The organism is Nocardioides sp. NPDC058538, assembly GCF_042719275.1.
Taxonomy (GTDB): Bacteria; Actinomycetota; Actinomycetes; order Propionibacteriales; family Nocardioidaceae; genus Nocardioides.
This window is the reverse complement of the sequence record NZ_JBHXNY010000003.1, coordinates 264,274-286,352: the sequence shown is the minus strand read 5'-3', so window position 1 is coordinate 286,352 and position 22,079 is coordinate 264,274. Positions and strand designations below refer to the sequence as shown.

General features: G+C 70.0%; 23 protein-coding genes and 3 tRNA genes. 16 read left to right on the top strand and 10 right to left on the bottom strand.

The features are described 5' to 3' along the window. The first annotated feature begins 99 nt into the window (after positions 1-99). From ACFWQC_RS04745 to ACFWQC_RS04725, 5 genes are all read left to right on the top strand, one after another. On the top strand, positions 100-1,605 hold the full coding sequence (locus ACFWQC_RS04745) for a serine/threonine-protein kinase (protein ID WP_378673758.1): 1,506 nt from the start codon (positions 100-102) through the stop codon (positions 1,603-1,605). A 165-nt stretch (positions 1,606-1,770) separates the two neighbouring features. Further along, positions 1,771-3,381, top strand: a complete 1,611-nt coding sequence (gene cimA, locus ACFWQC_RS04740) for a citramalate synthase (RefSeq protein ID WP_378673756.1) — start codon at positions 1,771-1,773, stop codon at positions 3,379-3,381. A gap of 64 nt (positions 3,382-3,445) precedes the next feature. Beyond that, the gene (locus ACFWQC_RS04735) at positions 3,446-3,985 is read left to right on the top strand and encodes an NADPH-dependent FMN reductase (protein ID WP_378673754.1); all 540 of its coding nucleotides are present in this window, start codon (positions 3,446-3,448) and stop codon (positions 3,983-3,985) included. Positions 3,986-4,168: 183 nt separating this feature from the next. Beyond that, positions 4,169-5,125, top strand: a complete 957-nt coding sequence (locus ACFWQC_RS04730; protein WP_378673751.1) for a GNAT family N-acetyltransferase — start codon at positions 4,169-4,171, stop codon at positions 5,123-5,125. A 9-nt stretch (positions 5,126-5,134) separates the two neighbouring features. After that, positions 5,135-6,541, top strand: a complete 1,407-nt coding sequence (locus tag ACFWQC_RS04725) for an amidase (protein ID WP_378673748.1) — start codon at positions 5,135-5,137, stop codon at positions 6,539-6,541. Positions 6,542-6,728: 187 nt separating this feature from the next. On the opposite strand, the gene ACFWQC_RS04720 is transcribed toward ACFWQC_RS04725, so the two are convergent. The 3 genes from ACFWQC_RS04720 to ACFWQC_RS04710 form a co-directional block, all read right to left on the bottom strand. Then, positions 6,729-7,331, bottom strand: coding sequence for an energy-coupling factor transporter transmembrane component T family protein (locus tag ACFWQC_RS04720; protein ID WP_378673745.1), 603 nt, complete (start codon positions 7,329-7,331; stop codon positions 6,729-6,731). A gap of 157 nt (positions 7,332-7,488) precedes the next feature. Then, positions 7,489-8,178 carry an energy-coupling factor ABC transporter ATP-binding protein gene (locus tag ACFWQC_RS04715; protein ID WP_378673742.1) on the bottom strand — a complete coding sequence of 230 codons (690 nt, stop codon included), beginning with the start codon at positions 8,176-8,178 and terminating at the stop codon, positions 7,489-7,491. Further along, positions 8,175-8,786, bottom strand: coding sequence for a biotin transporter BioY (locus ACFWQC_RS04710; RefSeq protein WP_378673739.1), 612 nt, complete (start codon positions 8,784-8,786; stop codon positions 8,175-8,177). Before ACFWQC_RS04710 ends, ACFWQC_RS04715 begins: the two co-directional genes overlap by 4 nt. A 111-nt stretch (positions 8,787-8,897) precedes the next feature. On the opposite strand from ACFWQC_RS04710, the gene ACFWQC_RS04705 reads away from it, so the two are divergent. Beyond that, positions 8,898-9,467, top strand: coding sequence for a TetR/AcrR family transcriptional regulator C-terminal domain-containing protein (locus ACFWQC_RS04705; RefSeq protein ID WP_378673736.1), 570 nt, complete (start codon positions 8,898-8,900; stop codon positions 9,465-9,467). 15 nt (positions 9,468-9,482) lie between these two features. On the opposite strand, the gene ACFWQC_RS04700 is transcribed toward ACFWQC_RS04705, so the two are convergent. Together ACFWQC_RS04700 and ACFWQC_RS04695 are read right to left on the bottom strand one after the other, a co-directional pair. Beyond that, positions 9,483-10,091, bottom strand: coding sequence for a pentapeptide repeat-containing protein (locus tag ACFWQC_RS04700; RefSeq protein ID WP_378673733.1), 609 nt, complete (start codon positions 10,089-10,091; stop codon positions 9,483-9,485). 31 nt (positions 10,092-10,122) lie between these two features. Next, complete coding sequence (locus ACFWQC_RS04695) at positions 10,123-11,211, bottom strand: alpha/beta fold hydrolase (protein ID WP_378673730.1); 1,089 nt, start codon at positions 11,209-11,211, stop codon at positions 10,123-10,125. Between the two features lie 94 nt (positions 11,212-11,305). Here ACFWQC_RS04695 and ACFWQC_RS04690 point away from each other — a divergent pair, with 94 nt between their 5' ends. From ACFWQC_RS04690 to ACFWQC_RS04680, 3 genes are all read left to right on the top strand, one after another. Next, on the top strand, positions 11,306-11,524 hold the full coding sequence (locus tag ACFWQC_RS04690) for a ribbon-helix-helix protein, CopG family (protein ID WP_378673727.1): 219 nt from the start codon (positions 11,306-11,308) through the stop codon (positions 11,522-11,524). Then, positions 11,517-11,831, top strand: a complete 315-nt coding sequence (locus ACFWQC_RS04685) for a type II toxin-antitoxin system PemK/MazF family toxin (RefSeq protein WP_378673724.1) — start codon at positions 11,517-11,519, stop codon at positions 11,829-11,831. Before ACFWQC_RS04690 ends, ACFWQC_RS04685 begins: the two co-directional genes overlap by 8 nt. A 75-nt stretch (positions 11,832-11,906) precedes the next feature. Continuing rightward, positions 11,907-12,251, top strand: a complete 345-nt coding sequence (locus ACFWQC_RS04680; protein WP_378673721.1) for a DUF2750 domain-containing protein — start codon at positions 11,907-11,909, stop codon at positions 12,249-12,251. On the opposite strand, the gene ACFWQC_RS04675 is transcribed toward ACFWQC_RS04680, so the two are convergent. Continuing rightward, entirely contained in the window at positions 12,248-13,108 is an 861-nt protein-coding gene (locus ACFWQC_RS04675; protein ID WP_378673719.1) for a 3-methyladenine DNA glycosylase, read from the bottom strand. The two genes, ACFWQC_RS04680 and ACFWQC_RS04675, sit on opposite strands and share 4 nt — an antisense overlap. Positions 13,109-13,131: 23 nt before the next feature. Here ACFWQC_RS04675 and ACFWQC_RS04670 point away from each other — a divergent pair, with 23 nt between their 5' ends. The 6 genes from ACFWQC_RS04670 (at position 13,132) to ACFWQC_RS04645 (ending at position 17,022) form a co-directional block, all read left to right on the top strand. Continuing rightward, positions 13,132-13,944, top strand: a complete 813-nt coding sequence (locus ACFWQC_RS04670; RefSeq protein WP_355021010.1) for a fumarylacetoacetate hydrolase family protein — start codon at positions 13,132-13,134, stop codon at positions 13,942-13,944. A 50-nt stretch (positions 13,945-13,994) separates the two neighbouring features. Then, complete coding sequence (gene gltX / locus ACFWQC_RS04665; protein WP_378673777.1) at positions 13,995-15,485, top strand: glutamate--tRNA ligase; 1,491 nt, start codon at positions 13,995-13,997, stop codon at positions 15,483-15,485. 19 nt (positions 15,486-15,504) lie between these two features. Next, entirely contained in the window at positions 15,505-16,443 is a 939-nt protein-coding gene (locus ACFWQC_RS04660; RefSeq protein WP_378673715.1) for a CPBP family intramembrane glutamic endopeptidase, read from the top strand. A gap of 133 nt (positions 16,444-16,576) precedes the next feature. After that, a tRNA-Gln gene (locus ACFWQC_RS04655) sits at positions 16,577-16,648 on the top strand. 63 nt (positions 16,649-16,711) lie between these two features. Next, a tRNA-Glu gene (locus tag ACFWQC_RS04650) sits at positions 16,712-16,784 on the top strand. A 165-nt stretch (positions 16,785-16,949) separates the two neighbouring features. After that, positions 16,950-17,022 (top strand) — tRNA-Glu (locus ACFWQC_RS04645). A 21-nt stretch (positions 17,023-17,043) separates the two neighbouring features. Here the strand turns inward: ACFWQC_RS04645 and ACFWQC_RS04640 are convergent. Beyond that, complete coding sequence (locus ACFWQC_RS04640) at positions 17,044-17,583, bottom strand: arsinothricin resistance N-acetyltransferase ArsN1 family B (protein WP_378673713.1); 540 nt, start codon at positions 17,581-17,583, stop codon at positions 17,044-17,046. 18 nt (positions 17,584-17,601) lie between these two features. Here ACFWQC_RS04640 and ACFWQC_RS04635 point away from each other — a divergent pair, with 18 nt between their 5' ends. Beyond that, the gene (locus tag ACFWQC_RS04635) at positions 17,602-18,174 is read left to right on the top strand and encodes a helix-turn-helix domain-containing protein (protein ID WP_378673710.1); all 573 of its coding nucleotides are present in this window, start codon (positions 17,602-17,604) and stop codon (positions 18,172-18,174) included. A gap of 1 nt (position 18,175) precedes the next feature. Here the strand turns inward: ACFWQC_RS04635 and hutI are convergent, their stop codons facing one another. Genes hutI through ACFWQC_RS04620 form a run of 3 tightly spaced genes read right to left on the bottom strand, consistent with a single transcriptional unit; the run spans position 18,176 to position 21,920 of the window. Continuing rightward, on the bottom strand, positions 18,176-19,321 hold the full coding sequence (gene hutI / locus ACFWQC_RS04630; RefSeq protein ID WP_378673707.1) for an imidazolonepropionase: 1,146 nt from the start codon (positions 19,319-19,321) through the stop codon (positions 18,176-18,178). Next, entirely contained in the window at positions 19,318-20,700 is a 1,383-nt protein-coding gene (locus ACFWQC_RS04625; RefSeq protein ID WP_378673704.1) for an amidohydrolase family protein, read from the bottom strand. Before ACFWQC_RS04625 ends, hutI begins: the two co-directional genes overlap by 4 nt. Beyond that, complete coding sequence (locus tag ACFWQC_RS04620; RefSeq protein ID WP_378673701.1) at positions 20,697-21,920, bottom strand: allantoate amidohydrolase; 1,224 nt, start codon at positions 21,918-21,920, stop codon at positions 20,697-20,699. Before ACFWQC_RS04620 ends, ACFWQC_RS04625 begins: the two co-directional genes overlap by 4 nt. Positions 21,921-22,079 lie beyond the last annotated feature (159 nt).

The window sequence follows — 22,079 nt, the reverse complement described above, 5'->3', positions numbered from 1 at the left end:
GTGGCACGCCGGTGCCACCTCGGCCGACGCGAGTGACGTCTCGGCCTGCGGGGGTGACGCCTCGGCCTCCTGTCGACCGCGGCGGATAAGGTTTGTCTCGTGACGACAGCCCCTCGCCGTCTCCCGGCGACCCAACGGGAAACCGTTGGTGACTACGACCTGCTCTCCCTGCTGGGGCAGGGCGGGATGGGACGGGTCCATCTGGCCAGCCACCGCGGGAGCGGTGAGCGGGTGGCGCTGAAGGTGCTGCGTACCCAGTTCGTGGGGGACGAGGAGGGTCGCCATCGGCTCGCGCGCGAGGTCTCCTCGCTGCAGCGGGTGCGGAGCAGGTGGGTGGCCGGTGTGGTCGGCGCCGACCCGTGGGGTGAGGTGCCGTGGCTGGCGACCCGCTACGTCCCGGGACCGACGCTGCACGACAAGATCGTCAACGAGGGCGTGCTCTCGCGCGAGGAGGTCGAGCAGCTGGCCAGCGACCTGGCCGAGGGCATCGCCGACTGCCATGCCGTCGGGGTCCTCCACCGCGACGTCAAGCCCGCCAACATCATCATGGAGGGCAGGACTCCGATCCTGATCGACTTCGGGCTCGCCCGCGTCGCGGATGACCCGAAGATCACCGTCACCGGCCTGCTGATCGGCACCCCTGGATACCTGCCACCCGAGATCGCCGTCGGCGACCCGGCCACCCCGGCCTCGGACGTGCACTCGTGGGCCTCCGTGGTGGCGTACGCCGCGACCGGCCGCCCGCCCTTCGGCGAGGGCAACTCGATGAAGCTGATGGACCGCGCCCGGCGCGGTGAGCACGACCTGGAGGGGGTGCCGCAGCCGCTGCGCGGGCTGCTCGGACAGGCGCTCTCACCCGATCCCGCCGACCGGCCGACGCTGGACGAGGTGCGCGAGTGGCTGCGTACGCCGCGCCGGCCGTTCGTGCGCAAGCCGGCCGAGCAGCTCTCGCTGAGCGACCGGGCCGAGCGCGAGAAGGCCACCACCCCGGCCGTGCCGTTCACCCCTCCCAGTCAGCGCAGGCCGCGCCAGGACAGCGGCCTGGAGAAGCTGCGCCGTGGGGCCGTCTGGCTCGGCCTGCTCGCCTTCGCAGTCGGCGTGATCGCGGCCTTCCCGAGCGTCGGCTTCTGGACCGTGCTCGGCGCGGCGTGGCTGATCCGTGCCGGCACGCTGGCCGCCGGCGATCTGCGCCGGTGGCGGTGGTACCGCGGTCGCAAGTGGCACGACGCGCCCCGACTGCTGATCGGCGCTCCCTGGAGGCTGGTCCGTTCGCTCCCGAAGACGTTCGTCGTCGGGGTGTGGGGCTTCGGTTTCGTGGTGGCGGCGGTGCTGCTCGGATTCGCCCTGCAGCTCTCCCTCGAGGCGGCGCTGGGCTTCGCCGGTCTGGCGTTCGTCGGCGCGCTGTGGACCGGCTCCGGACGCGACCGGCTGCGGGACCCGGTGACCAAGACGGTCCACCGGATCTCGGCGCGATGGGTGCCGTGGATCCTCGGGTTCGCCGTCGTCGTCACCCTGGCGCTCTTCCCGATCCAGACCCTCGCCGAGGAGGGCTCGCAGTTCTCCGGCGGCGACGAGCCGTGGTGGGTCGAGCTCCTCGGCTGGTGAGACGCTCGTCCCACGGGAGGCGATTTCGTGACAGTATCGGGGCCATGACGACCCACGTCATCATCATTCGCTAGCGCGTCGAGCACCTGCCCGACGCGCCACCCTCTCGTTCCCGAGAGGGTTTTTTGTTGCCCAGCCCCAGGACGACCCGAGGACAGAAGAGCCATGGAATTCCACGTCTACGACACCACTCTGCGCGACGGTGCGCAGCAGGAGGGCCTCAACCTCAGCGTCGCCGACAAGCTCGCGATCGCCCGGCACCTCGACGGCCTGGGCGTCGGGTTCATCGAGGGCGGCTGGCCCGGTGCGAACCCGAAGGACACCGAGTTCTTCAAGCGGGCCGTCTCCGAGCTCGACCTCAAGCACGCGCGGCTGGCGGCGTTCGGGTCGACGCGCCGGGCCGGCGTGAGGGCTGCTGACGACCCGCAGGTCGCCGCGCTCCGCGACTCCGGGGCGTCGGTCGTCACCCTCGTCGCCAAGTCCCACGACCGCCACGTCGAGCTCGCGCTGCGCACCACGCTCGAGGAGAACCTCGCGATGATCCGCGACACGGTCTCCCACCTGCGCGAGGAGGGCCAGCAGGTCTTCCTCGACGCCGAGCACTTCTTCGACGGCTACCGGGCCAACCGCGACTACGCGCTGGAGGTACTGAAGACCGCCTACGAGGCGGGTGCCGACGTGGTCGCGCTGTGCGACACCAACGGCGGGATGCTCCCGGGTTGGGTGGCCGACGTGGTCCACGACGTCCGCGAGCACACCCACGGCGCGGTGGGGATCCACTGCCACAACGACACCGGGTGCGCCGTCGCCAACTCGCTGGCCGCCGTGGACGCCGGCGCGATGCACGTCCAGGGCTGCATCAACGGCTACGGGGAGCGTACGGGCAACGCCGACCTCGTCTCCGTGGTCGCCAACCTGCAGCTCAAGCTGGGCCGCGAGGTGCTGCCGACGGGCCTGCTGGGCGAGGCGACCCGCGTCGCGCACGCGGTGGCCGAGGTGACCAATGTGCCGCCCGCGGGCCGGCAGCCGTACGTGGGTGCCTCCGCGTTCACCCACAAGGCCGGGCTGCACGCCTCCGCGATCAAGGTGGACCCCAACCTCTACCAGCACATGGACCCGGCCGGCGTCGGCAACGACATGCGGCTGCTGGTCTCGGACATGGCCGGGCGTGCCTCGATCGAGCTGAAGGGCCGCGAGCTCGGCTACGACCTCTCCGACGACCGCGACCTGGTGACCCGGGTGACCGAGCGGGTCAAGGAGGCCGAGCAGCGTGGCTACACCTTCGAGGCGGCCGACGCCTCCTTCGAGCTGCTCCTGATCGAGGAGGTCGAGGGTGCCCGTCCGTCCTTCTTCGACGTCGAGTCCTGGCGGGTCATCTCCGAGGCACGCGGTGGCGGCCCCGAGACCAGCTCGACCACCGAGGCGATCGTGAAGATCCACGCCGACGGCGTACGTCATGTCGAGACCGGCGAGGGCAACGGCCCGGTCAACGCGCTCGACCAGGCGCTGCGTGCCGCGATCACCCGTGCCTTCCCCGTGGTCGCCGACTTCGACCTGATCGACTTCAAGGTGCGGCTCTTCGACCAGGGACACGGCACCGACGCGAGGACGCGGGTGCTGATCGAGACCTCCGACGGCTCGACGTCGTGGACGACGGTCGGGGTCGGGTCGAACGTGATCGAGGCGTCGTGGGAGGCGCTGGTCGACGGGCTCACCTTCGGGCTGCGTCGGCATGTGGGCGAGACCACACCCCCGGAGGCCGCTGTCACGGAATGAATCCCCGGGACGCGGGCGTTGAACACTTCAACATTGAACTTTCCGCGTTCTACGAGGAGAACCCGTGACCGACACCCGTATCGCCGTACTCGTTGGCAGCCTGCGCGCCGACTCCATCAACCGCAAGCTCGCCGAGAAGCTCGTCGCCGAGGCGCCTGAGGGTGTCGTCCTGGAGATCGTCGACGGGCTGGCGGACGTGCCGTTCTTCAACGAGGACCTCGAGGCCGACCCGGGCGAGGCCGTGAGCCAGCTCCGCAAGGTGATCGACGAGGCGGACCGCGTGCTCATCGTGACCCCGGAGTACAACGGCACCATGCCTGCCGTCATCAACAACGCGATCGACTGGCTCTCGCGCCCGTACGCCGCCGGCGTGCTCAAGGGCAAGATCCTCTCGGTCGTCGGCGTCGCCCCGACCCCCTACGGTGCCAAGTGGTCCCACGCCGACGCCGCCCGCTCGGCCGGCATCGGCGGCGCCATCGTCGTCGAGGATGCCATCGTCTCCCAGCCGGTCCACGAGATCGACGTCTTCACCGACGCCGAGGCCCAGGCCCGCTTCCGTGAGGCCGTCGAAAAGCTCGCGGGCTTCCAGCCCGCCGCTGCCTGAGCCCCAACCTGCAGCACCACGAGGGCAGGTCTCTGCGGGGGAGAGACCTGCCTTTCGTGATTTATCGCGTGCGTGAAGCGGCATTCGGCCGTACGTTGCGCTCATGAGTGAGCGCCAGCGAACGGCAATGGGCCTCAGGCCGCCGCTTCCATATTCTTCGCCCTTCCCTACGGAGGCGGCGGCATGAGTGGACCCGTGAAGCAGCTCCGACTGGTGGTCGAGGCGAAGGACTACGAGCAGGCGGTGGCCTTCTACCGCGACACCCTCGGCCTCCCCGAGGAGGCCGCATTCTCCGGGCCCGGTGAGGCCCATGTGACGATCCTCGACGCCGGCCGGGCCACGCTCGAGCTCGCCAACCACGCCCAGCACGGCTACATCGACGAGGTCGAGGTCGGGCGTCCGGCGGCCGGCCACGTCCGAGTGGCGTTCGAGGTCGAGGACTCCGCCGGTGTCGCGGCACTGCTAGTGGAGGGTGGTGCGGCGCTGGTGGCGCCGCCCACCCGCACCCCGTGGGAGTCGCTCAACGCGCGCCTCGACGGCCCCGCCGACCTGCACCTGAGCGTCTTCCAGGAGCTGGGCGAGCCCGTCCTGGCGCCGGACTACCCGATCACCACCGAGCGGCTGCTGCTGCGTCCGATCGACGTCGAGCGCGACTTGGAGGACCTGCACGACTATCTGTCGCGGGAGGACGTGTGCCGTTACATCCCGCCGGTGCCGAAAGACCGCGATGCGCTGCACGAGTCCTATGCGGCGTGGAAGCGGCCCTCGGTGCTGCGCCGGGAGGGTGAGGTGCTCTGCCTCGGCGTCGAACACCGAGACAGCGGCCGGCTGATCGGTGATGTCGTGCTCTTCTGGCACAGCAAGGAGCAGCGGTCGGGAGAGATCGGGTACGCCTTCAACCCGGAGTTCCACGGGCAGGGCTTCGCCACCGAGACCGCACGCGCGCTGCTGGGGCTGGCGTTCGACGGGCTCGGTCTGCACCGCGTGACCGCCCGGGTCGACGAGCGCAACGAGTCCTCGGCTCGGGTGATCGAGCGGCTCGGGATGCGGAAGGAGGCCGTCGAGCGCGAGGCCGAGTGGTTCAAGGGCGAGTGGACGACACTGGTGCACTACGCGATGCTCGAGGACGAGTGGAGCTAGCCTGTCGATGTGGCCGAGCTACATGATCTGACCGCCCTGGAACAGGGAGAGCTGCTGCATCGATGCGAGGTATCCCCGGGGGAGCTCGCCGAGCACTATCTCGACAGGATCGCCCGGCTCGACGATGTCGGTGCCTTCGTCACCGTGGCCGAGGAGCGGATCTCGACCTGCGCTCGCGAGCTCGCGGTCAAGCCGGTCGGTGCCTCACCGCTGTGGGGCGTACCCACCGCGATCAAGGATCTCAACCTCACCCGCGGGGTGCGTACGACCTTCGGGTCGGCTGCCTTCGCTGACTTCGTCCCCGAGGTGTCGGACAACGTGACGCTCTCGATCGAGGCGGCCGGGATGATCTCGCTCGGGAAGACCAACACCCCCGAGTTCGGCTCGCCCTGCTACACCGAACCGGATGTCGCCCCGCCCGCCGTCACCCCCTGGGACCGTACGCGGATCGCCGGCGGCTCCTCCGGAGGCGCCGCCGCGGCGGTCGCCGCCGGGCTGGTGCCGGTCGCGCAGGGCTCCGACGGCGGCGGCTCGATCCGGATCCCGGCCTCATGCTGCGGTCTGGTCGGCCTCAAGCCGACCCGCGGGCGAATCTCCCCGTCGCCGATGTACGGCGACGCGGCTGGGCTCGCCACCGCCGGTCCGATCGCTCGCTCGGCGCGGGACGCGGCGGCCTTCCTCGACGTGCTCGCGGGGCGGCGTACTGGTGACCCGTTCTGGGCTCCGGAGGAGCCGCTTCCCTTCCTGGACGCGTGTGAGCGGCCACCGGGACGGCTGCGCATCGCCCGGTTCATCGAGCCGTTGATCGCCCCGACCGCGGTCGACGCCGAGTGCGTCGCGGCCTGGGAGAACGCCTCTGCCTTGTTGGAATCGCTCGGTCACGAGATCGTCGACATCCCACGGCCGTTGCCGGTCGAGGCGGTCGCGGTCTTCGAGACGGTCTGGGCCGTCGGGACCGCGATGTCGGTGGTCAATCTGACCCCGGACCAGCGGTCTCAGATCCGGCCGTTGACCCGCTGGCTCACCGAGCGCGGCGAGGCGGTCGGCGGGCCGGAGTTCGGCCTGGCGATCGCGGAGCTGCGCCGCTTCGCTGCCGGGGTGCTGGAGGGGCTGGCCCCCTACGACGCCGTCCTCACCCCGACCCTGGCCACCCCGCCGCCCCTCGTCGGCGCGATCCGTGACGACGCCGACCCCGCCGCCGACTTCCAGGCACAGAAGGAGTTCACGCCCTGGACCTCCGCCTGGAACGTCACCGGCATGCCCGCCATCTCCCTGCCCCTCCACTGGACCCCGTCCGGTCTCCCGGTCGGCGTCATGCTCGCCGCCCGCCCCGCCGAGGAACCCCTACTGCTCTCCCTCGCGGCCCAGATCGAAGACGCCGCTCTCTGGGACCACCGCCTCCCGCCCGGCTGGTAAGCACCCGCCGAGGCGTCAGGTAGGTCGGCCGAGGCGTCGCGTGCTGCCAACTCGGCCGACGCCGCTGACGCTTCGGCCGACGCCGCTGACGTTTCGCCCGACGGGGCTGACGTCTCGCCCGACGGGGCTGACGTCTCGGCCGACCGGGGTGACGTCTCGGCCGACCGGGGTGACGCCTCGGCTGGGGTCAGTCGCCGAGGCCGCGGGCCTTGAGGGCGTCGCCGGTCTCGTGGGCGCGGGCAACGATGCGAATGACGAAGGGGGAGAGGTACGCGCGGGGGTGCCGGATCCCGCGAGCGCGAGCCGCGTCGCGGGTCTCGAGGAGGAGGGCGATGCTCGCCGGGATGCTGGTGATGGCCAGGCCGATCACGAGCGCGACCCCGTCCGGGTTCACGCCGATCGGCTTCAGCGGCGTGATGAGCCGGGTGAACAGGTCGAGCATCGCGTTGACCTCGGTGGTGGCGGTGAGGATGAGGCCAGCGAGCGCGAGGGAGATCAGGTCGACACCGGCCTCGACCGCCCGCGGCCATCCGTGGGCGTAGCCCTGGAGCGCGGAGAGGACGAGCGCGACGAGAAGTACGCCGCGGGCTGCCCGTCCCACCTGCCGCATCGGCAGCCGGGCGACGAGCGTGACCGCCACCGCGATCCCGAAGAGCACGCCGGTGGCGACCAGTCCGTGGAGCACCACGAGCAGGGTGCTGAACACCAGCAGTCCGAGCAGCTTCGCACCGGCCGGAGCCCGATGCAGAAGGCTGTCGCCGGGCAGGTAGGCGCCGAGTAGGTAGCTCATCGCTGTCCCCGTTCGACGGCATTTTCCCGCCATGGCGGGAAAGTGCCGCGACGGCTGCCGCCGGATACCCGCACAACCCCGCCATGGCGGGAAAATGCGGCCTCCCGCGCCGCCTGCCGCCCGCACAACCCCGCCATGGCGGGAATCTGCGCCCCGCTCACGCGCCCACCGACTGCGTGTAGTGCGCGACCGCCTCGGACGCCGGTCCGTCGAAGGTCACCGCTCCGTCCGCCACCACCAGTGCGCGGTCGCACTGCGCGGCGAGCGTGAGGTCATGGGTGATCAGGACGAGCTGCTGCGAGAGCCCGAAGAGAGCGTCCGCGACCAGCCGGGTGTTGGCCAGGTCGAGGAGGGTGGTGGGCTCGTCGGCGACGACGATCGACGGCTCCGCGGCGAGCACCCCGGCCAGCGCGAGCAGCTGCCGCTGCCCGCCCGACAGCGTGTGCACCGACTGCGTGGCCAGCTCCTCCAGCCCGAACCGCGCCAGCACGTCGAGAGCTCGAGTTCGCCGCGACGACGGCGAGCGAACCAGCCGCCGCAGCGACAGCTCGACGTCCTCGACGCAGGTCGGCATGACCAGCTGAGCGGCCGGGTCGGTGAAGCAGAAGCCGACGCGGCGGCGTACGTCCTTGCCCTTGCGGGCCACGTCGAGCCCGTCGACGACAACACGCCCCGAGGTCGGGGACACCAGGCCGTTCAGCAGCCGGGCGAGCGTCGACTTCCCGGAGCCGTTGCCGCCGATGATCGCGATCCGGCGCTCGGTGAGCGTCAACGAGGTGGGGGAGAGCAGCACTCGACCGCCCTCGTCCTCGGGGAGAGCGACTGTGGCGGCATCGAGCTCGATCATCGGCGCAGCAGGTTCGGGAAGGCTCGGTGCACCTCGGCCGCGACGATCGCCACGAGCCCGGTCTTGACCAGGTCGCCGAACCAGAACGGCAGGTCCCACTTCCACACGGTGCTCAGCGGCTCACCGGAGTAGATCATCATCCCCGCGATGCCGAGGGGGTGGACGATCAGGATCGAGCCGGCGATCGAGCACAGGAACACGACGACGGCCCGGGTACGGGCGGGTCCGGCCACGTACTTGACCAGGAAGCCGACCAGCGCTGCCATCAACGGGAACGAGATCAGGTAGCCGCCGGAGATCCCGGCGAACTTCGCGAAGCCGGAGGTGTGGTCGGCGTAGACCGGCAGCCCGATGCCGCCGAGCAGCAGGTAGAGGGCGACGGCCAGGAACCCGCGCACGGGGCCGAGCAGCGCCCCCGAGAGCGCGACCGCGAAGGTCTGCAGGGTGATCGGCACGGCGGTGCCGGTCGGGATGTCGCCGACCAGGGTGGAGGCGCAGATCAGCCCGGTGAACGCGGCGATCAGTGCGATGTCGGTGGTCGCGAAACGGGCCGGCTTCGACTCCTCGGCCTCCGGGGTCGACTCCGTGCTGGTGGGGGACTCGGTCATACTCGCTCCTGCGTACTCAGACCTGAACCTTGGTCAGGTGAACGGTGTTCAGGTTAAGGTCGACGTACGTCTTCGTCCACTTCGTCCCACCACCCGGCCCCTGGGAGCAACATGCGATACCGCCGTGAGGACGTCGTCGCCCGCGCGCTGCAGGTCCTCGACGACTACGGTCTCGCCGACCTGACGATGCGTCGGCTCGGCACCGAGCTCGGCGTACGCCCCAGCGCGCTCTACCACCACTTCGCCAACAAGCAGTCCCTGCTGGCCGCGGTGGCCGACGAGATCCTGCTCCGCGGCCGCCACGAGCCGGCGGGCGCCTGGGACGTACGCGTCACCGGCATCTGCACCGACCTGCGCGACTCGCTGCTGGCCTACCGCGACGGCGCCGAGGTCGTCGCCACCGTCTGGGCCTTCGGACTGGGCGCGACGCAGCCCTACGACGACCTCGTCGCGGCTCTGTGTGACGGCGGCCTCGGGGATCTCGCCCCCGTCGCCGCCCGCACTCTGCTCCACTTCGTCTACGGCCACGCCGTCGACGAGCAGACCCACCTCCAGGCCGCCGCCGCGGGCGCCATCGAGGACGACGTACGCGACAGCGACGACTTCGTCACCGGCCTCGGCCTGATCGCCGCCGGCATCTCGATGGCCAAGGCCGTCCGCGAGGCCTCGGCCGACCGCTGACTTCGCCGTCAGCGGTCAGACGGAGTCGACCTCCGCCCCGTGCAGCTCGGCGAGCATCACGGCACCGGCGATGTCGAGCTTCGTGCCGCGCAGCGACGCGGCGGTGAGGTCGACGCGGTCGAGCCCGGCGCCCCGGAGATCGGCACCGTGCAGCGTCGTCTCCTGGAGGGCGGCTCCGTCGAGCTGGGCGTCTCGCAGCACCACGTCGGTGAGGTCGGCCAGCGACAGGTCGGCGTCGCGCAGGTCCAGTCCGGACAGATCGAGCCGGGCGAGGTTCGCGCCGCGCAGCGAGACACCGCGCCAGATGCCGCCGCTCACCTTCAGCGGCCGCAGGGTGCAGCCCGAGAACTCGCTCCCGCTGAGCTTGCAGCCCTCGAAGGTCGAGTCGAAGAAGTTCGTACGCCGGAAGTCACAGCCGACGAACGCCGAGCCGACGTGGGTCGAGGCGTTGAACCGGCCGCCGTGGAACGTGCAGTTCTCGAAGAGCGCCGCCGACGTCGTCGCCTCGGTCAGGTCGACATCGGTGAAGACACAGTCGACGAAGCGAGCCCCGGTGAGGTCGGCTGCGTACCAGTCCTCGTTGCGAAAGTGCTCGTCGGTCGCCTCGGCGGGTGGGTTCGGCATGGCGCACACCCTGCCACCCGCCACCGACAACTCAGTCGTGCTGGCTGAACCACTCGTCGAGGAGCGGCCAGGTGCTGTCCCGGGCGGCGCGGCCGGTGAGCAGGCCGAGATGGCCGCCGGGGACGACCTCGAAGCGGAGCTCCTCGGCGCCGGTGAGCAGGTCGACCAGCGGCTTGACCGCGGCGACCGGACCGATGCCGTCGTTGGCGCCGGCGACGACGAGCGTGGGCTGCTTGACGTCGCGCAGGTAGACGGAGTGGTCGTCGCTGAGGTCGATCTGCCCGCTGAACAGCGCGTTGGTGCGGAAGAAGTGGTGATAGAGCTGCCCGAACGTACGCCCCGGGTAGGCGATGATGTTGTCGGTGAACCGGTCGACCGCCTCGAGCTGGGCGAGGAACTCACGGTCGGCCAGGTTGGACAGCTTCGCGACCGGCTTGGTAAACATCTTGTCGACCGAGGAGATCTGAAAAGCCCACCTGACCAGCGGCTTCGGAGCGCCGCCGAAGGCCTGGTAGGCCGTGGTGACCAGGTTGCCCGGCGGCAGGTTGAGCAGCGGCCGCAGCGGCGCGATCAACGGCACCTGACGTACGTCGCAGGGCGATCCGAGCACCGCCAGCGAGGCGATCGGGAGGTCGGGGGCGTCGGCGGCGGCGAGCATCGTGAAGATCCCGCCCAGCGACCAGCCGACCACGTGCACCGGCCGCCCGCCCGCGTGCTCGGAGACCGACCGGATCGCCTCCGGCACGACGTGCGCGATCCAGTGCTCGATGCCGAGACTGCGGTCTGCGAAGTTCACCTCGCCGTACTCGACCAGATAGGTCGGCCGGTCCGTCCCCACCAGATGCTCGACGACCGAGCAGCCGCGCCGCAGGTCGTAGCAGATCGCCGGTGCCGCCAGCGGCGTCACCAGCAGCACCGGGTCGCCCTCCGGGGTCGTCCCCGCCGCGGGCCGGTAGTGGTAGAGCTCGCGTCGGTTGCCGTCGTCGATCAACGTACGCGGCATCGGCCGGAGGTCGGCGAGCCCACCGTAGAGCAGCGAGTGCGCGACGTTCCCCGCAGCGGCGCTGATCGTGGTGACGATCGAGGCGGCAGCTTGTCGGGGGTGGGGAAGGATGGCCATTGTGGGATCAACGTATCCCGTCGTTCGGGGTCACGTGTGGCACTCGTCACCAAAGGCGAGTTCCTGTTGAATCCCAGAGTGGTATCATTTCGGTATGAGTGTTCAGATCACCGTTCGACTGCCGGATGAGATGGCTGCGTACGTTGATGAGCTCGTGCGCGCTGGCGACGGTCCGCGGGCGGCGATCGTGTGCGAAGCCCTGACCTTCTATCAGCAGCACCGTCGCGCCGAGGCAGATGCTCGGATCCTCGAGGAGTCAGGTGACTATGACGACTTCGACGACATGGTGAAGCACGCCGCCCTCGATGCGTGACCTCCATATCGCCCACCTGGACAAGGCTCGCCCGGTCCTCGTGCTGACCCGTGAACCGGTGCGCGCCGCGATGAGACGCGTCACGGTGGCTCCGATCACCTCCACCGCCAAAGGCCTCAGCACCGAGGTCGAGGTCGGCCCCAAGAATGGCTTGGAGCAGGCCTGCGTGGTCAGTTGCGACAACATCATCACCATCGACAAGGCCGCGCTCGGCCGCCACATCGGTTTCTTCTTCGACCGTCAGGAACCCGAGCTGGCCAAGGCGATCGCCAACGCCTTCGCGCTCCGGTTCAGCACCCTCACGTAGCGGGGGCCGCACAGTCAGCGAAGGTGCCTTGGGTGGCGGGGTGGGCAGGAGAGCAGCGTTGGAAGGAAGGTCGCCATGTCCGTGAGCGCAGCGCAAGCCGCAGCCTTCTACGACGAGGTCGTAGCTGAGGGGACGGTGTGGACGATCCGTGATGAAGGCGGGGTCCCGGTTCCATCGAGCGGATCTGGCTTACGTGCGATGCCGTTTTGGTCCAAGCGCAGTCGCGCCGAGCGCATCATCGAGAGCGTCGAGACGTACGAAGGCTTCCGCGTCCAAGAGATCCCGCTCAGCGAGTTTCGCGCGCGATGGCTCCCCGGGCTCGCCAGGGATGGCCATCGTGTCGGGATCAACTGGTCGGGTCCACGGGCGACCGGGTACGACATCGAGCCTGATGAGGTTGGGGCCAGATTGTCCGCCTAGTTCGACGCGGCGAGCAGACGATCGCAATCGTTGATGAGCCGTTCCCGCAGTGGGGCGGCGCGCTCGGCGAAGCCGCGCTGGGCGGCGGCGTACTCCTGTTTCCCGGTGGCGGTCTCGATGCGGATCGGGTCGAGGTCGAGCTCGGAGAGGTCGTACGGAGCGGCCTTCATGTCCATCGTGCGGATGTCCCAGGCGAGCTCGAAGCAGTCGGCGACCAGGTCGGAGGAGATCAGCGGCGAGAGCCGGAAGGCGTGCTTGTAGAGGTCCATGTTGCCGTGCAGGCAGCCCGGCTGCTCGAAGGCCGCGCGGTCGTCGGATCGCGGCGAGAGGGTGTTGAGCGGTGCCGCCGGGGGAGTGAAGAAGCGGTACGCGTCGAAGTGGCTGCACGCGATGCGGTGGGACTCGACCACGCGGTCGGTGCCGGTGGTCCCGAGCCGCAGGGGCCAGTCGGCGTGGCGTACCTGTTCCGGGGTCAACCGGTAGACCATCGCCCACTCGTGGAGGCCGAAGCAGCCGAAGTTGCCCTCACGTCCAGCGGTGGCCCCCAGCAGCTTCAGGAGAGTCTCGACGAGCAGTCGCTTGTCGGCGAGGAAGTCGGAGGTCACGGTGCCGTCGGCATAACCGCGCAACGAGGAATACTCCGCAGCGTCCGACAGTCTCACCCCGAACCCCGGGTGCCAGCGCAGCAGCTGGGCGGGCCGGTAGGAGTAGTAGGTGAACAGGAAGTCGTGGACCGGGTGCTTGACCCGGGCGCCGCGGCGGGCGAGATGCGGCTCGACATAGCGCGCCAGGCGCGCGCGATGAGCGGCCGCGCGAGTGGTCCACTCCGAACGCGACAGCACCTCCACGACGTACAAGGCTATGCGGATAGGCTCAGCACGTGCGCATCGCCAGATTCACGACCAAGGGTGGCGAGCCCCAGTTCGGCGTCGTCATGGGGGACCTCGACGGCTACGGCCAGCTCAGCGAGGACGCGACAGTCGTCGCGCTCCAGGGCGACCCGCTGTTCTCGGGTGTCAACATCACCGACCAGGTCCACAAGTTCGAAGACGTCAAGCTGCTCGCGCCGGTGATCCCGCGCAGCAAGGTGGTCGCGGTCGCCCGCAACTACGCCAAGCACGCGGCCGAGCTCGGCAACGAGGTCCCGGAGGAGCCGCTCTTCTTCATCAAGCCCAACACCGCGGTCTGCGGCCCCGGTGACGCGATCCAGCGACCGAGCAACGTCGAGGACCTCCACTTCGAGGGCGAGCTCGCGATCGTGATCGGCCGGATCTGCCGCGACGTCCCGGTGGAGAAGGTGAAGGACGTCATCTACGGGATGACGGTCGCCAACGACGTCACCGCGCGCGACGTCCAGCGGCGGCTCAAGCACTTCTCCCAGGCGAAGGGCTACGACACCTTCTGCCCGCTCGGTCCCTGGATCGAGACCGACGTCGAGCCGGAGCAGCTCGCTGCCGGCGTACGCATCCAGACATTCCTCAACGGTGACGTCGTCCAGGACGGGTCCACGAAGGACCTCGTCCACGACATCCCGAAGCTGATCGCCCACATCAGCAGCGTCATGACGCTGCTGCCGGGCGATGTGATCCTCACCGGCACCCCCGAGGGTGTCGGCCCCATGGAGCCCGGCGACGAGATCGAGATCTTCGTCGAGGGGCTCGGAGCTCTGACCAACAAGGTGGCACAGCGGTGACTGACAGCGGGTTGAACAACACACTCGAGCCGAAGGACTACCGGGTCCGGATGGCACCCTCGCCGACCGGGTCGCCCCACGTCGGCCTGGTCCGTACCGCCCTGTTCAACTGGGCCTTCGCCCGCCATCACGGCGGCACCTTCGTCTTCCGCATCGAGGACACCGACAAGGCGCGCAACACGCAGGAGTCCTACGACGGGCTCATCGACCTGATGCGCTGGCTCGGCCTCGACTGGGACGAGGGTGTCGAGGTCGGCGGCCCCCATGGCCCCTACCGCCAGTCGGAGCGCTCGGAGATCTACGCCGACGCGCTCGGCCGGCTGCGCGCCTCCTCCCACGTCTACGAGTGCTACTGCACCGGCGAGGAGACCACCGCCCGCTACGAGCAGCGCCTGGCCGCCTACAAGGCCGCGAAGGCCGAGGGCATCAAGGGCGAGGCCCCGGCCCAGGGCTACGACAACCACTGTCGTGACCTGAGCGAGGACCAGATCAAGGCGTACGAGGCGGAGGGCCGTTCCTCGGTCCCACGGTTCCGCATGCCCGACGGCTCGATCACCTTCAATGACCTCGTCCGCGGCGAGGTGACCTTCGAGACCAAGCACGTCCCCGACTACGCGCTCGCGCGTGCCAACGGCGACCCGCTCTACACGCTCACCGCGCCGGTCGACGACGCCACCATGAACATCACCCACGTCTTCCGTGGCGAGGACCTGCTGTCCTCGACCCCTCGGCAGATCGCGCTCTTCGACGCGTTCGTCGAGGTCGGCCTGGCCGAGCGGGCACCCGAGTTCGGGCACCTGCCGTACGTCATGGGCCAGGGCAACAAGAAGCTCTCCAAGCGCGACCCGGAGGCGCATGCGCTGAAGTACCGCGAGGAGGGGTTCCTGCCCGAGGGGCTGCTCAACTACGTGGCGCTGCTCGGCTGGGCGATCGCGGCCGACCGCGACATCTTCACCATGGAGGAGATGGTCGAGGCCTTCGAGATCCACGACGTGGTCAAGAACCCGGCCCGCTTCGACGTCAAGAAGGCGGAGGCGATCAACGCCTCCCACATGCGGCTGCTGTCGCTCGAGGACATCACCCACCGGGTGATTCCCTACCTCAAGGCAGACGGGATCATCAGCGACCCGGTCAACGACGCCGACGCGCAGATGCTCGAGGCCGCGATGCCGCTGGTCGCCGAGCGGATCAACAAGCTGGGCGAGGCCTCCGACATGCTGCGGTTCCTCTTCGTCCCGGAGGCCGACTTCACGCTCGACGAGGAGGACGCCGCCAAGCTGCTCGACGAGGAGGGCCTGGGTGTCGTCCGGGCTTCGCGCGACGCTCTCGTGGGGCTCCACACGTGGTCGACGGCCGAGATCCAGGACGCGCTGACCGCGGCCCTGATCGACGGTCTCGGGCTCAAGCCGCGCAAGGCGTACGGCCCGGTGCGCGTCGCGGTGACGGGCAAGCGGATCAGCCCGCCACTGTTCGAATCCATGGAGCTGCTCGGTCGGGAGCGTACGCTGGGGCGCCTGAAGGCGGTTCTCGGGAGGAGCTGAGCGTGGCAGGACGGGCAGGATGAGCACGGTCATGGAGCCGCCCTCGGGACTGGCGTACTACCAGGTGCAGCGCAGCGGGCGCAGCGGCTGGGGGCGACCCCTGATCGGACTCATCCTGATCGGACTGTGCGTCTTCTTCGTCTCGCCGGCGGTGGTGCTGGCCGGGTTCGAGCTCTTCTTCCTGCTCACCGGTGACAACGTTGCCACCGGGATGGCCAACGTCTCCGACATGGAGAACGTCACCCCGGAGTCGCTGGCGTTTCTGCTGCTCTCGCTGGCCGGGGCGATCCCGGCGGCGATGCTGCTGTGCTGGGCGCTGCACGGGTTGCGGCCGGGGTGGCTGGCCTCGGTGGAGCGCCGGATCCGCTGGCCGTGGCTGCTGCAGTGTCTCGGGATCGCGGCGATCACGATGGTGGTCACCGTCATCATCGCCTCCCGGCTGCCCATCCCCGGCGACGACCTCGGGCCCAGCACGCTCAACCCCTACACGAGCACGATGCGCGACTTCGTGCTCGTGATCGTGCTGCTCACCCCGCTGCAGGCGGCGGGGGAGGAGTACCTCTTCCGCGGCTACATCTTCCAGACCTTCGGCTCGCTCTTCGGTGGCATGCTGGGCGCGCGTACGGTCTCGGTGACGATCACCGCGCTGCTCTTCGCCTTCGCCCACGGGTCCCAGGACCTACCGCTGTTCCTGGACCGGTTCGCCTTCGGCATCGTCGCCGGCATCTGCGTCATCGCCACCGGCGGCATCGAGGCGGGCATCGCGATGCATGTCCTCAACAACTTCGTCAGCCTCGGCATGGCCGTGGCCTTCGGCGACATCTCGACGGTGCTCAACACCACCGAGGGGTCGTGGTGGCGGATCCCGGTCACCCTGGTCCAGTCGGGCGTCTTCCTGGCCCTGACCGTGTGGGCAGCGCGGTCCGCTGGCCTCTCGACCACGACGAAGAGTCCGTGATCGGGCTCAACGGGCGTGCCGATTTCGTAGCCTGGGGGCCTCGCCGGTAATGTCTCCTCTCGGTTCGAGGGAGAAATCCTGAGGGCCGAATCGCTCTTGCTGACGGCCTTTCAGGCTAAGTCAACCAAGACGATGGGCTATGGTGTAATTGGCAACACGACTGGTTCTGGTCCAGTTATTCTAGGTTCGAGTCCTAGTAGCCCAGCGGATCCTCTCCGGAGGATTTGGGAGTCACCGAAGCGGTTCGCTAAGGTTTCACCCGCTGCAAGCCCCCGTCGTCTAGCGGCCTAGGACGTCGCCCTCTCACGGCGGTAACGCCGGTTCAAATCCGGTCGGGGGTACAACGCAGGAAGAGCCCCGAGTCACTGACTCGGGGCTCTTCGCCATTTCCGTTGTGGGTGTGGTTGTGGCCGTTTTCGGAGGTGGTCCCGATGTGGGCGATCGCCAGGTCATCCGGTAATGTTTCTCCTGCCTGCGGGGCCGAAAGGTCATCGCAGGAGGTGCAAGCCCCCGTCGTCTAGCGGCCTAGGACGTCGCCCTCTCACGGCGGTAACGCCGGTTCAAATCCGGTCGGGGGTACAACGCACGGGAAGCCCCGAGTCACTGGCTCGGGGCTTCTTGGTTCTCCGGGTTGAGATCCAGCTGCATCCAGGTGACGTCGTGCCAGGCGTCGAACTTCCAGCCGATCCTTCTGTACGTCCCCACCTCGGTGAAGCCGAAGGAACGGTGGATCCCGAGGCTGGCCTCGTTCGGGATGGCGATCCCGGCGAGCGCGCGGTGGAAGCCGCGCTCCTTCAGGTATGGGAAGAGGGCTGCGTACAGGGCCCTGCCGGCGCCGTTGCCGCGCCGGTCGCGGTCGAGGTAGATGGACACGTCGCAGGCCCAGCGGTAGGCGGCGCGTGTGCGGTGCTGGGTGGCGTACGCATAGCCGAGCACCTCGGGCCCGGCCTCGCCCTCGGTCTCCAGCACCAGCCAGGCATGCTCGGCCAGGGACGACTCGATACGGCGCGCCATCTCCTCGGCCGTCGGCGGCTCGGTCTCGAAGGAGATGACGGTGTCGCGGACGTACGGCTCGTAGATCGCCGCGCAGGCGGCCCCATCCGCGGGCGTCGCGTGGCGGATGGTCCAGGCAGGAGGCATGTCTCCTATAGTAGTCATGTGGCTGACGATAGTGACCAGTTCGGTGAAGCCCTGGCGTCCAACATCAGGTCGGCGCGGGAGTCGCTCGGGATGACCGTCGCGGGGCTCGCGGAGGCGTCAGGGGTCTCCCGGGCGATGATCTCGAAGATCGAGCGGAGCGAGGCACAGCCGACCGCGGTCCTGCTCACCCGGCTCTCCGGGGCGCTGGAGCTGACGCTGTCGGAGCTGATCGCGCGGGCCGAGGGGGATGCAGTGCGCGTCGCTCGGCGCTCGGAGCAGACCGAGTGGAGGGACCCCGAGACCGACTACGTACGCCGCGCCGTCTCCCCGCCCGCGCGCGGGATCCTGGAGCTGGTCGAGGTGGAGTTCCCGGCCGGTGCCTCGGTGGCCTCGCCCGCCTCGGCGTACCACTTCAAGGAGCAGCAGATCTGGGTGCTCTCGGGGCATCTGCGGTTCGTCGAGGGTGACCTCGTCCACGAGCTCGACGCGGGTGACTGCCTGCAGCTGGGGCCGCCCGCCGACTGCGTCTTCGTCAACCCGACCGACGAGCCCTGCCGCTACCTGGTCGTGATCGGCAAGCGGCGAGGGTGAGTCAGACCGGGTTCCCGCCGCTCCAGACCTTGTGGGTGAGGGGGACCCCGGGCCGGTAGGCCAGATGCTTGGCGGAAGGGGCGTCGAGCGCCTGCAGATCGGCGCGGCCACCCTCGCTGATCCGTCCCACCGAGTCGTCGAGGCCGAGCGCGGTGGCGCCGCCGACCGTCGCCGCCCAGAGAGCCTCCTCGAAGGTCAGGCGCTGCTGGAGTACGGCGGTGGCGACGCAGAACCCCATCGAGGTCGTGAACGACGATCCGGGGTTGCAGTTGGACGCGATCGCGATCGTGACGCCGGCGTCGACCAGCTCGCGCGCCGGGGGAAAGGGCTCGCGGGTGGAGAGGTCGCAGGCGGGAAGGAGGGTGGCGACGGTGTCCGACCCGGCGAGCGCGTCGATGTCCGCTCGGCTCAGATGGTTGCAGTGGTCGACGCTCGTCGCGCCCATCTCGACGGCCAGCTGAACACCGCCGGACTCGCCGAGCTGGTTGCCATGGAGCTTGACGCCGAGGCCCGCGGCGCGGCCGGCCTCGAGGATCTCGCGGGACTCCTCGACGTCGAAGGCACCCTGCTCGCAGAAGACGTCGATGTAGGTCGCATAGGGCGCGACGGCCGCCAGCATCGGGCCGGCCACGAGGTCGATGTAGGCGCGACGGTCCACGCCCGCGGGGACGACGTGAGCGCCGAGGTAGGTGACCACCTCGGCGTGCTCGGCGCTGATCCGGGCCAGGCGCTGCTCGGTCTCGATGTCGAGGCCGTAGCCGGTCTTGGCCTCGACCGTCGTGGTGCCGCCGCGGTAGGCCTCCGCGCGCAGCCAGCGCGCCCGGGCGCGGAGGTCGTCGTCGGTGGCGGCGCGGGTGGCTTCGACGGTACGCATGATCCCGCCGGCCTCGTAGGCCCGGCCGGCCATCCGGTCGATGAACTCCTCGGCACGGTCGCCCATCGAGACCAGGTGGGTGTGGGAGTCGACCCAGCCCGGGAGCACCGCGCGACCGTCGAGGTCGTAGCGCGTGTCCGCTGCCGGGGCACGGTCGGCGGGACCGGTCCACGTGATCCGGCCGTCGTCGATCACCACGGCGGCGTCGCGGAGGGTGCCGTGCTCCTCGGTGTGGGTGGTCAGCTCGCCGATGTTGGTCAGCAGAACGCTCATCCGAGCTCCTTCAGTGCTTGCGTGAACATGGCGGCCGGGTCGCGACCGTCGGCCAGGCGACCGTCCTCGGCCACCACGCGTCCGCCGACCACGACGCGACGTACGTCGGTGGCGGTCGCCACCAGGGCGAGCTGGTCGAGGGCGGCCCCGGCGGTGCGTACCGAATCGGGGTCGATCTCCACCAGGTCGGCGCAGGCTCCGATCCGGAGGCCGCCGGCGAGGCCGGAGGCGGCGTAGCCGGTGCTCGTGCGGGCGGACTCGAGGTCGGCGGGGGAGAAGCGTCCGCGCTGCCGGCTGCGGAGTCGCTCGCCGGCTTCCAGGCCGCGCACCTCCAGCCAGGGGTCGACGACAGCGTTCTGGTCGGAGCCGAGCGCGATGCGCACGCCGGCGTCGGCCAGCTCTCGGGCGGGTCCGATGCCGTCGCCGAGGTCGGCCTCGGTGGTCGGGCACATCACCACCCCCGCGCCGCTGGCTGCGATGAGCTCGATGTCGGTGTCGGTCAGATGCGTGGCGTGGACCAGCCAGGTGCGCTCGCTCAGGAGGCCGGCGTCGGCGAGGACCTGCGTCGGCGTCCGTCCGTACGCCGCCAGGGACTGCTCGTTCTCCGCCGGCTGCTCGGAGAGGTGGATGTGCACGGGCACATCGGGCGGAAGGTCGGCGGCGACGTGCGCGACGTCCTCAGGCGAGGCCGCTCGCACCGAATGAATCGCTGCGCCAATGGTGATCGAGCAAGTTCCCGCCATGGCGGGGTTCTGCTTGGTCTCCGCTGCGTTGGCGCCCGCATTTTCCCGCCATGGCGGGAAAATGCCGCACACCGCGCGGAGGTCGTGCCAGCGACTCAGCCACGCTTCCGCGGAGCCGTCGCCGAAGCGGCGCTGCTCGGGAAGGAGCGGCTTGCCCGGAGCGCTGGTCAGGTAGAGGGTGTCGAGGAGCGTCAGCCGAATGCCGACGCGCTCGGCCGCTCTGGCGAGCGCGAGGCCGAACGCGTTGGGGTCCGGATAAGGCGTCCCGTCGGGGCGGTGGTGGACGTAGTGGAACTCCGCGACACTTGTCCAGCCGGTCACCAGCATCTCGGCGAAGACGGCCGCGGCCAGGCGCTCGTAGGAGTCGGGGGCGAGGCGATCGGCGACGGCGTACATCTGCTCGCGCCAGCGCCAGAAGTCACCACCCTGGTCGTGCGTACGGCCGCGCAGCGCGCGGTGGAACGCGTGCGAGTGAGCATTTCCGGAGCCGGCGAGCACGGTGCCGAGGCGGAGGTCGGCGGACTCCGGGCTCTCGCCCGGGGTGATCGCGGTGATCCGGCCGTCGGTCACCTCGATCACGACATCGGTGAGCTCGCGGCCCTCGACCAGCGCCCGCTCGGCATGGATCCGGGTCATTTGCGGGGCTCGCTCGTCAGCAGTCGGACGACCTCGGTCAGCGCCCTCGCTCCGACGCGGCAGTCCTCGTCGGTGGCGGTCTCGTAGGGGGAGTGGGAGACGCCCGTGGGATTGCGGGTGAAGAGCATCGCGGTGGGGATCTCGGCAGCGAGGATGCCGGCGTCGTGGCCGGCGCCGGTGGCGAGCACCGGGACCCCGCCCAGTGCACCGACCAGGCGTTGTTGCAGGTCAGGGTCGAAGTGAACGGTGGAGACGTAGGACTCCTCGACCACCTCCAGGGTGCAACCGTGCTCCTCCGCGGAAGCGTGGGACGCCTTCAAGATCTCCTCGAGAAGGGCTCGGGTCTGCGGGTCGGTGTCGCCGCGTACGTCGAGCCAGGCATCCACCCGGGAGGCGATGACGTTGGTGCCGCCCGGGATCGGAGTGAGGCGGCCGATCGTGGCCCGGGCGGAGTCGGCCCCGTCGTGGGCCGACGCGATGCGCTGGGCGGCCAGGACCGCGGCGGCCATCGCGGCGACCGGGTCGCGACGGTCGCGCATCCGGGTCGCGCCGGCGTGGTTGCCCTCACCGGAGAAGACGAGCTTCCAGCGACCATGAGCCAGGATCGAGGAGGCCACCGCGACCGGAGCGTCCAGGTCGGCGAGCCCGATGCCCTGCTCCACGTGGAGCTCGACGAACGCCGCCAGGCTCGCCATCCGCTCATCGTCGCGGCCGAGCCCGGCCGGGTCGATCCCGTCGGCAAGGCAGGCCTCGGCGTACGTCACTCCGGCGTCGTCGGTGAGCGCCGCCACCGTCGCGGCGGGAAGCGCGCCGGTCATCAGCTTCGAGCCCAGGCACGCGATGCCGAACCGCGAGCCCTCCTCCTCGCCGAAAGCGGCGATCGTCACCGGCCGAGCCGGCACGAAGCCCTCCTCCATCAGCGCCGCGACCGCGGCCAGGGAGGATGCGACCCCGAGCGGGCCGTCGTAGGCGCCCCCGCCGGGCACCGAGTCGAGGTGGGAGCCGATCGCGATCGCCCCGTCCCCGCGGCCCCAGTGCGCCCAGATGTTGCCGTTGCGATCGGTCTCGACCTCGAGGCCGAGCCCCGTGGACGTACGCCGGAACCACTCGCGCAGCTCCAGCTCTGCCGGCTCGTAGACATGGCGGGAGTAGCCGCCGCGTACGGGGTCGCGGCCGATCTCGGCGATCTCGTTGAGCAGGGTGACGACGTCGAGTGTCATTCAGGTCCTTGGTTCAAGTCGTTCAGAAGAGGAACCGTGTTGGTCTCGACACGCCTCCGGCGGGGGGGGGCGGGCGGCGGGCCCCGCGGGGGGGCGGGGGGGCGGGGGGGCCGGCGCGCGGGGGGGGCACCAAAACAACGCCCCCCCCCACGGGACGCG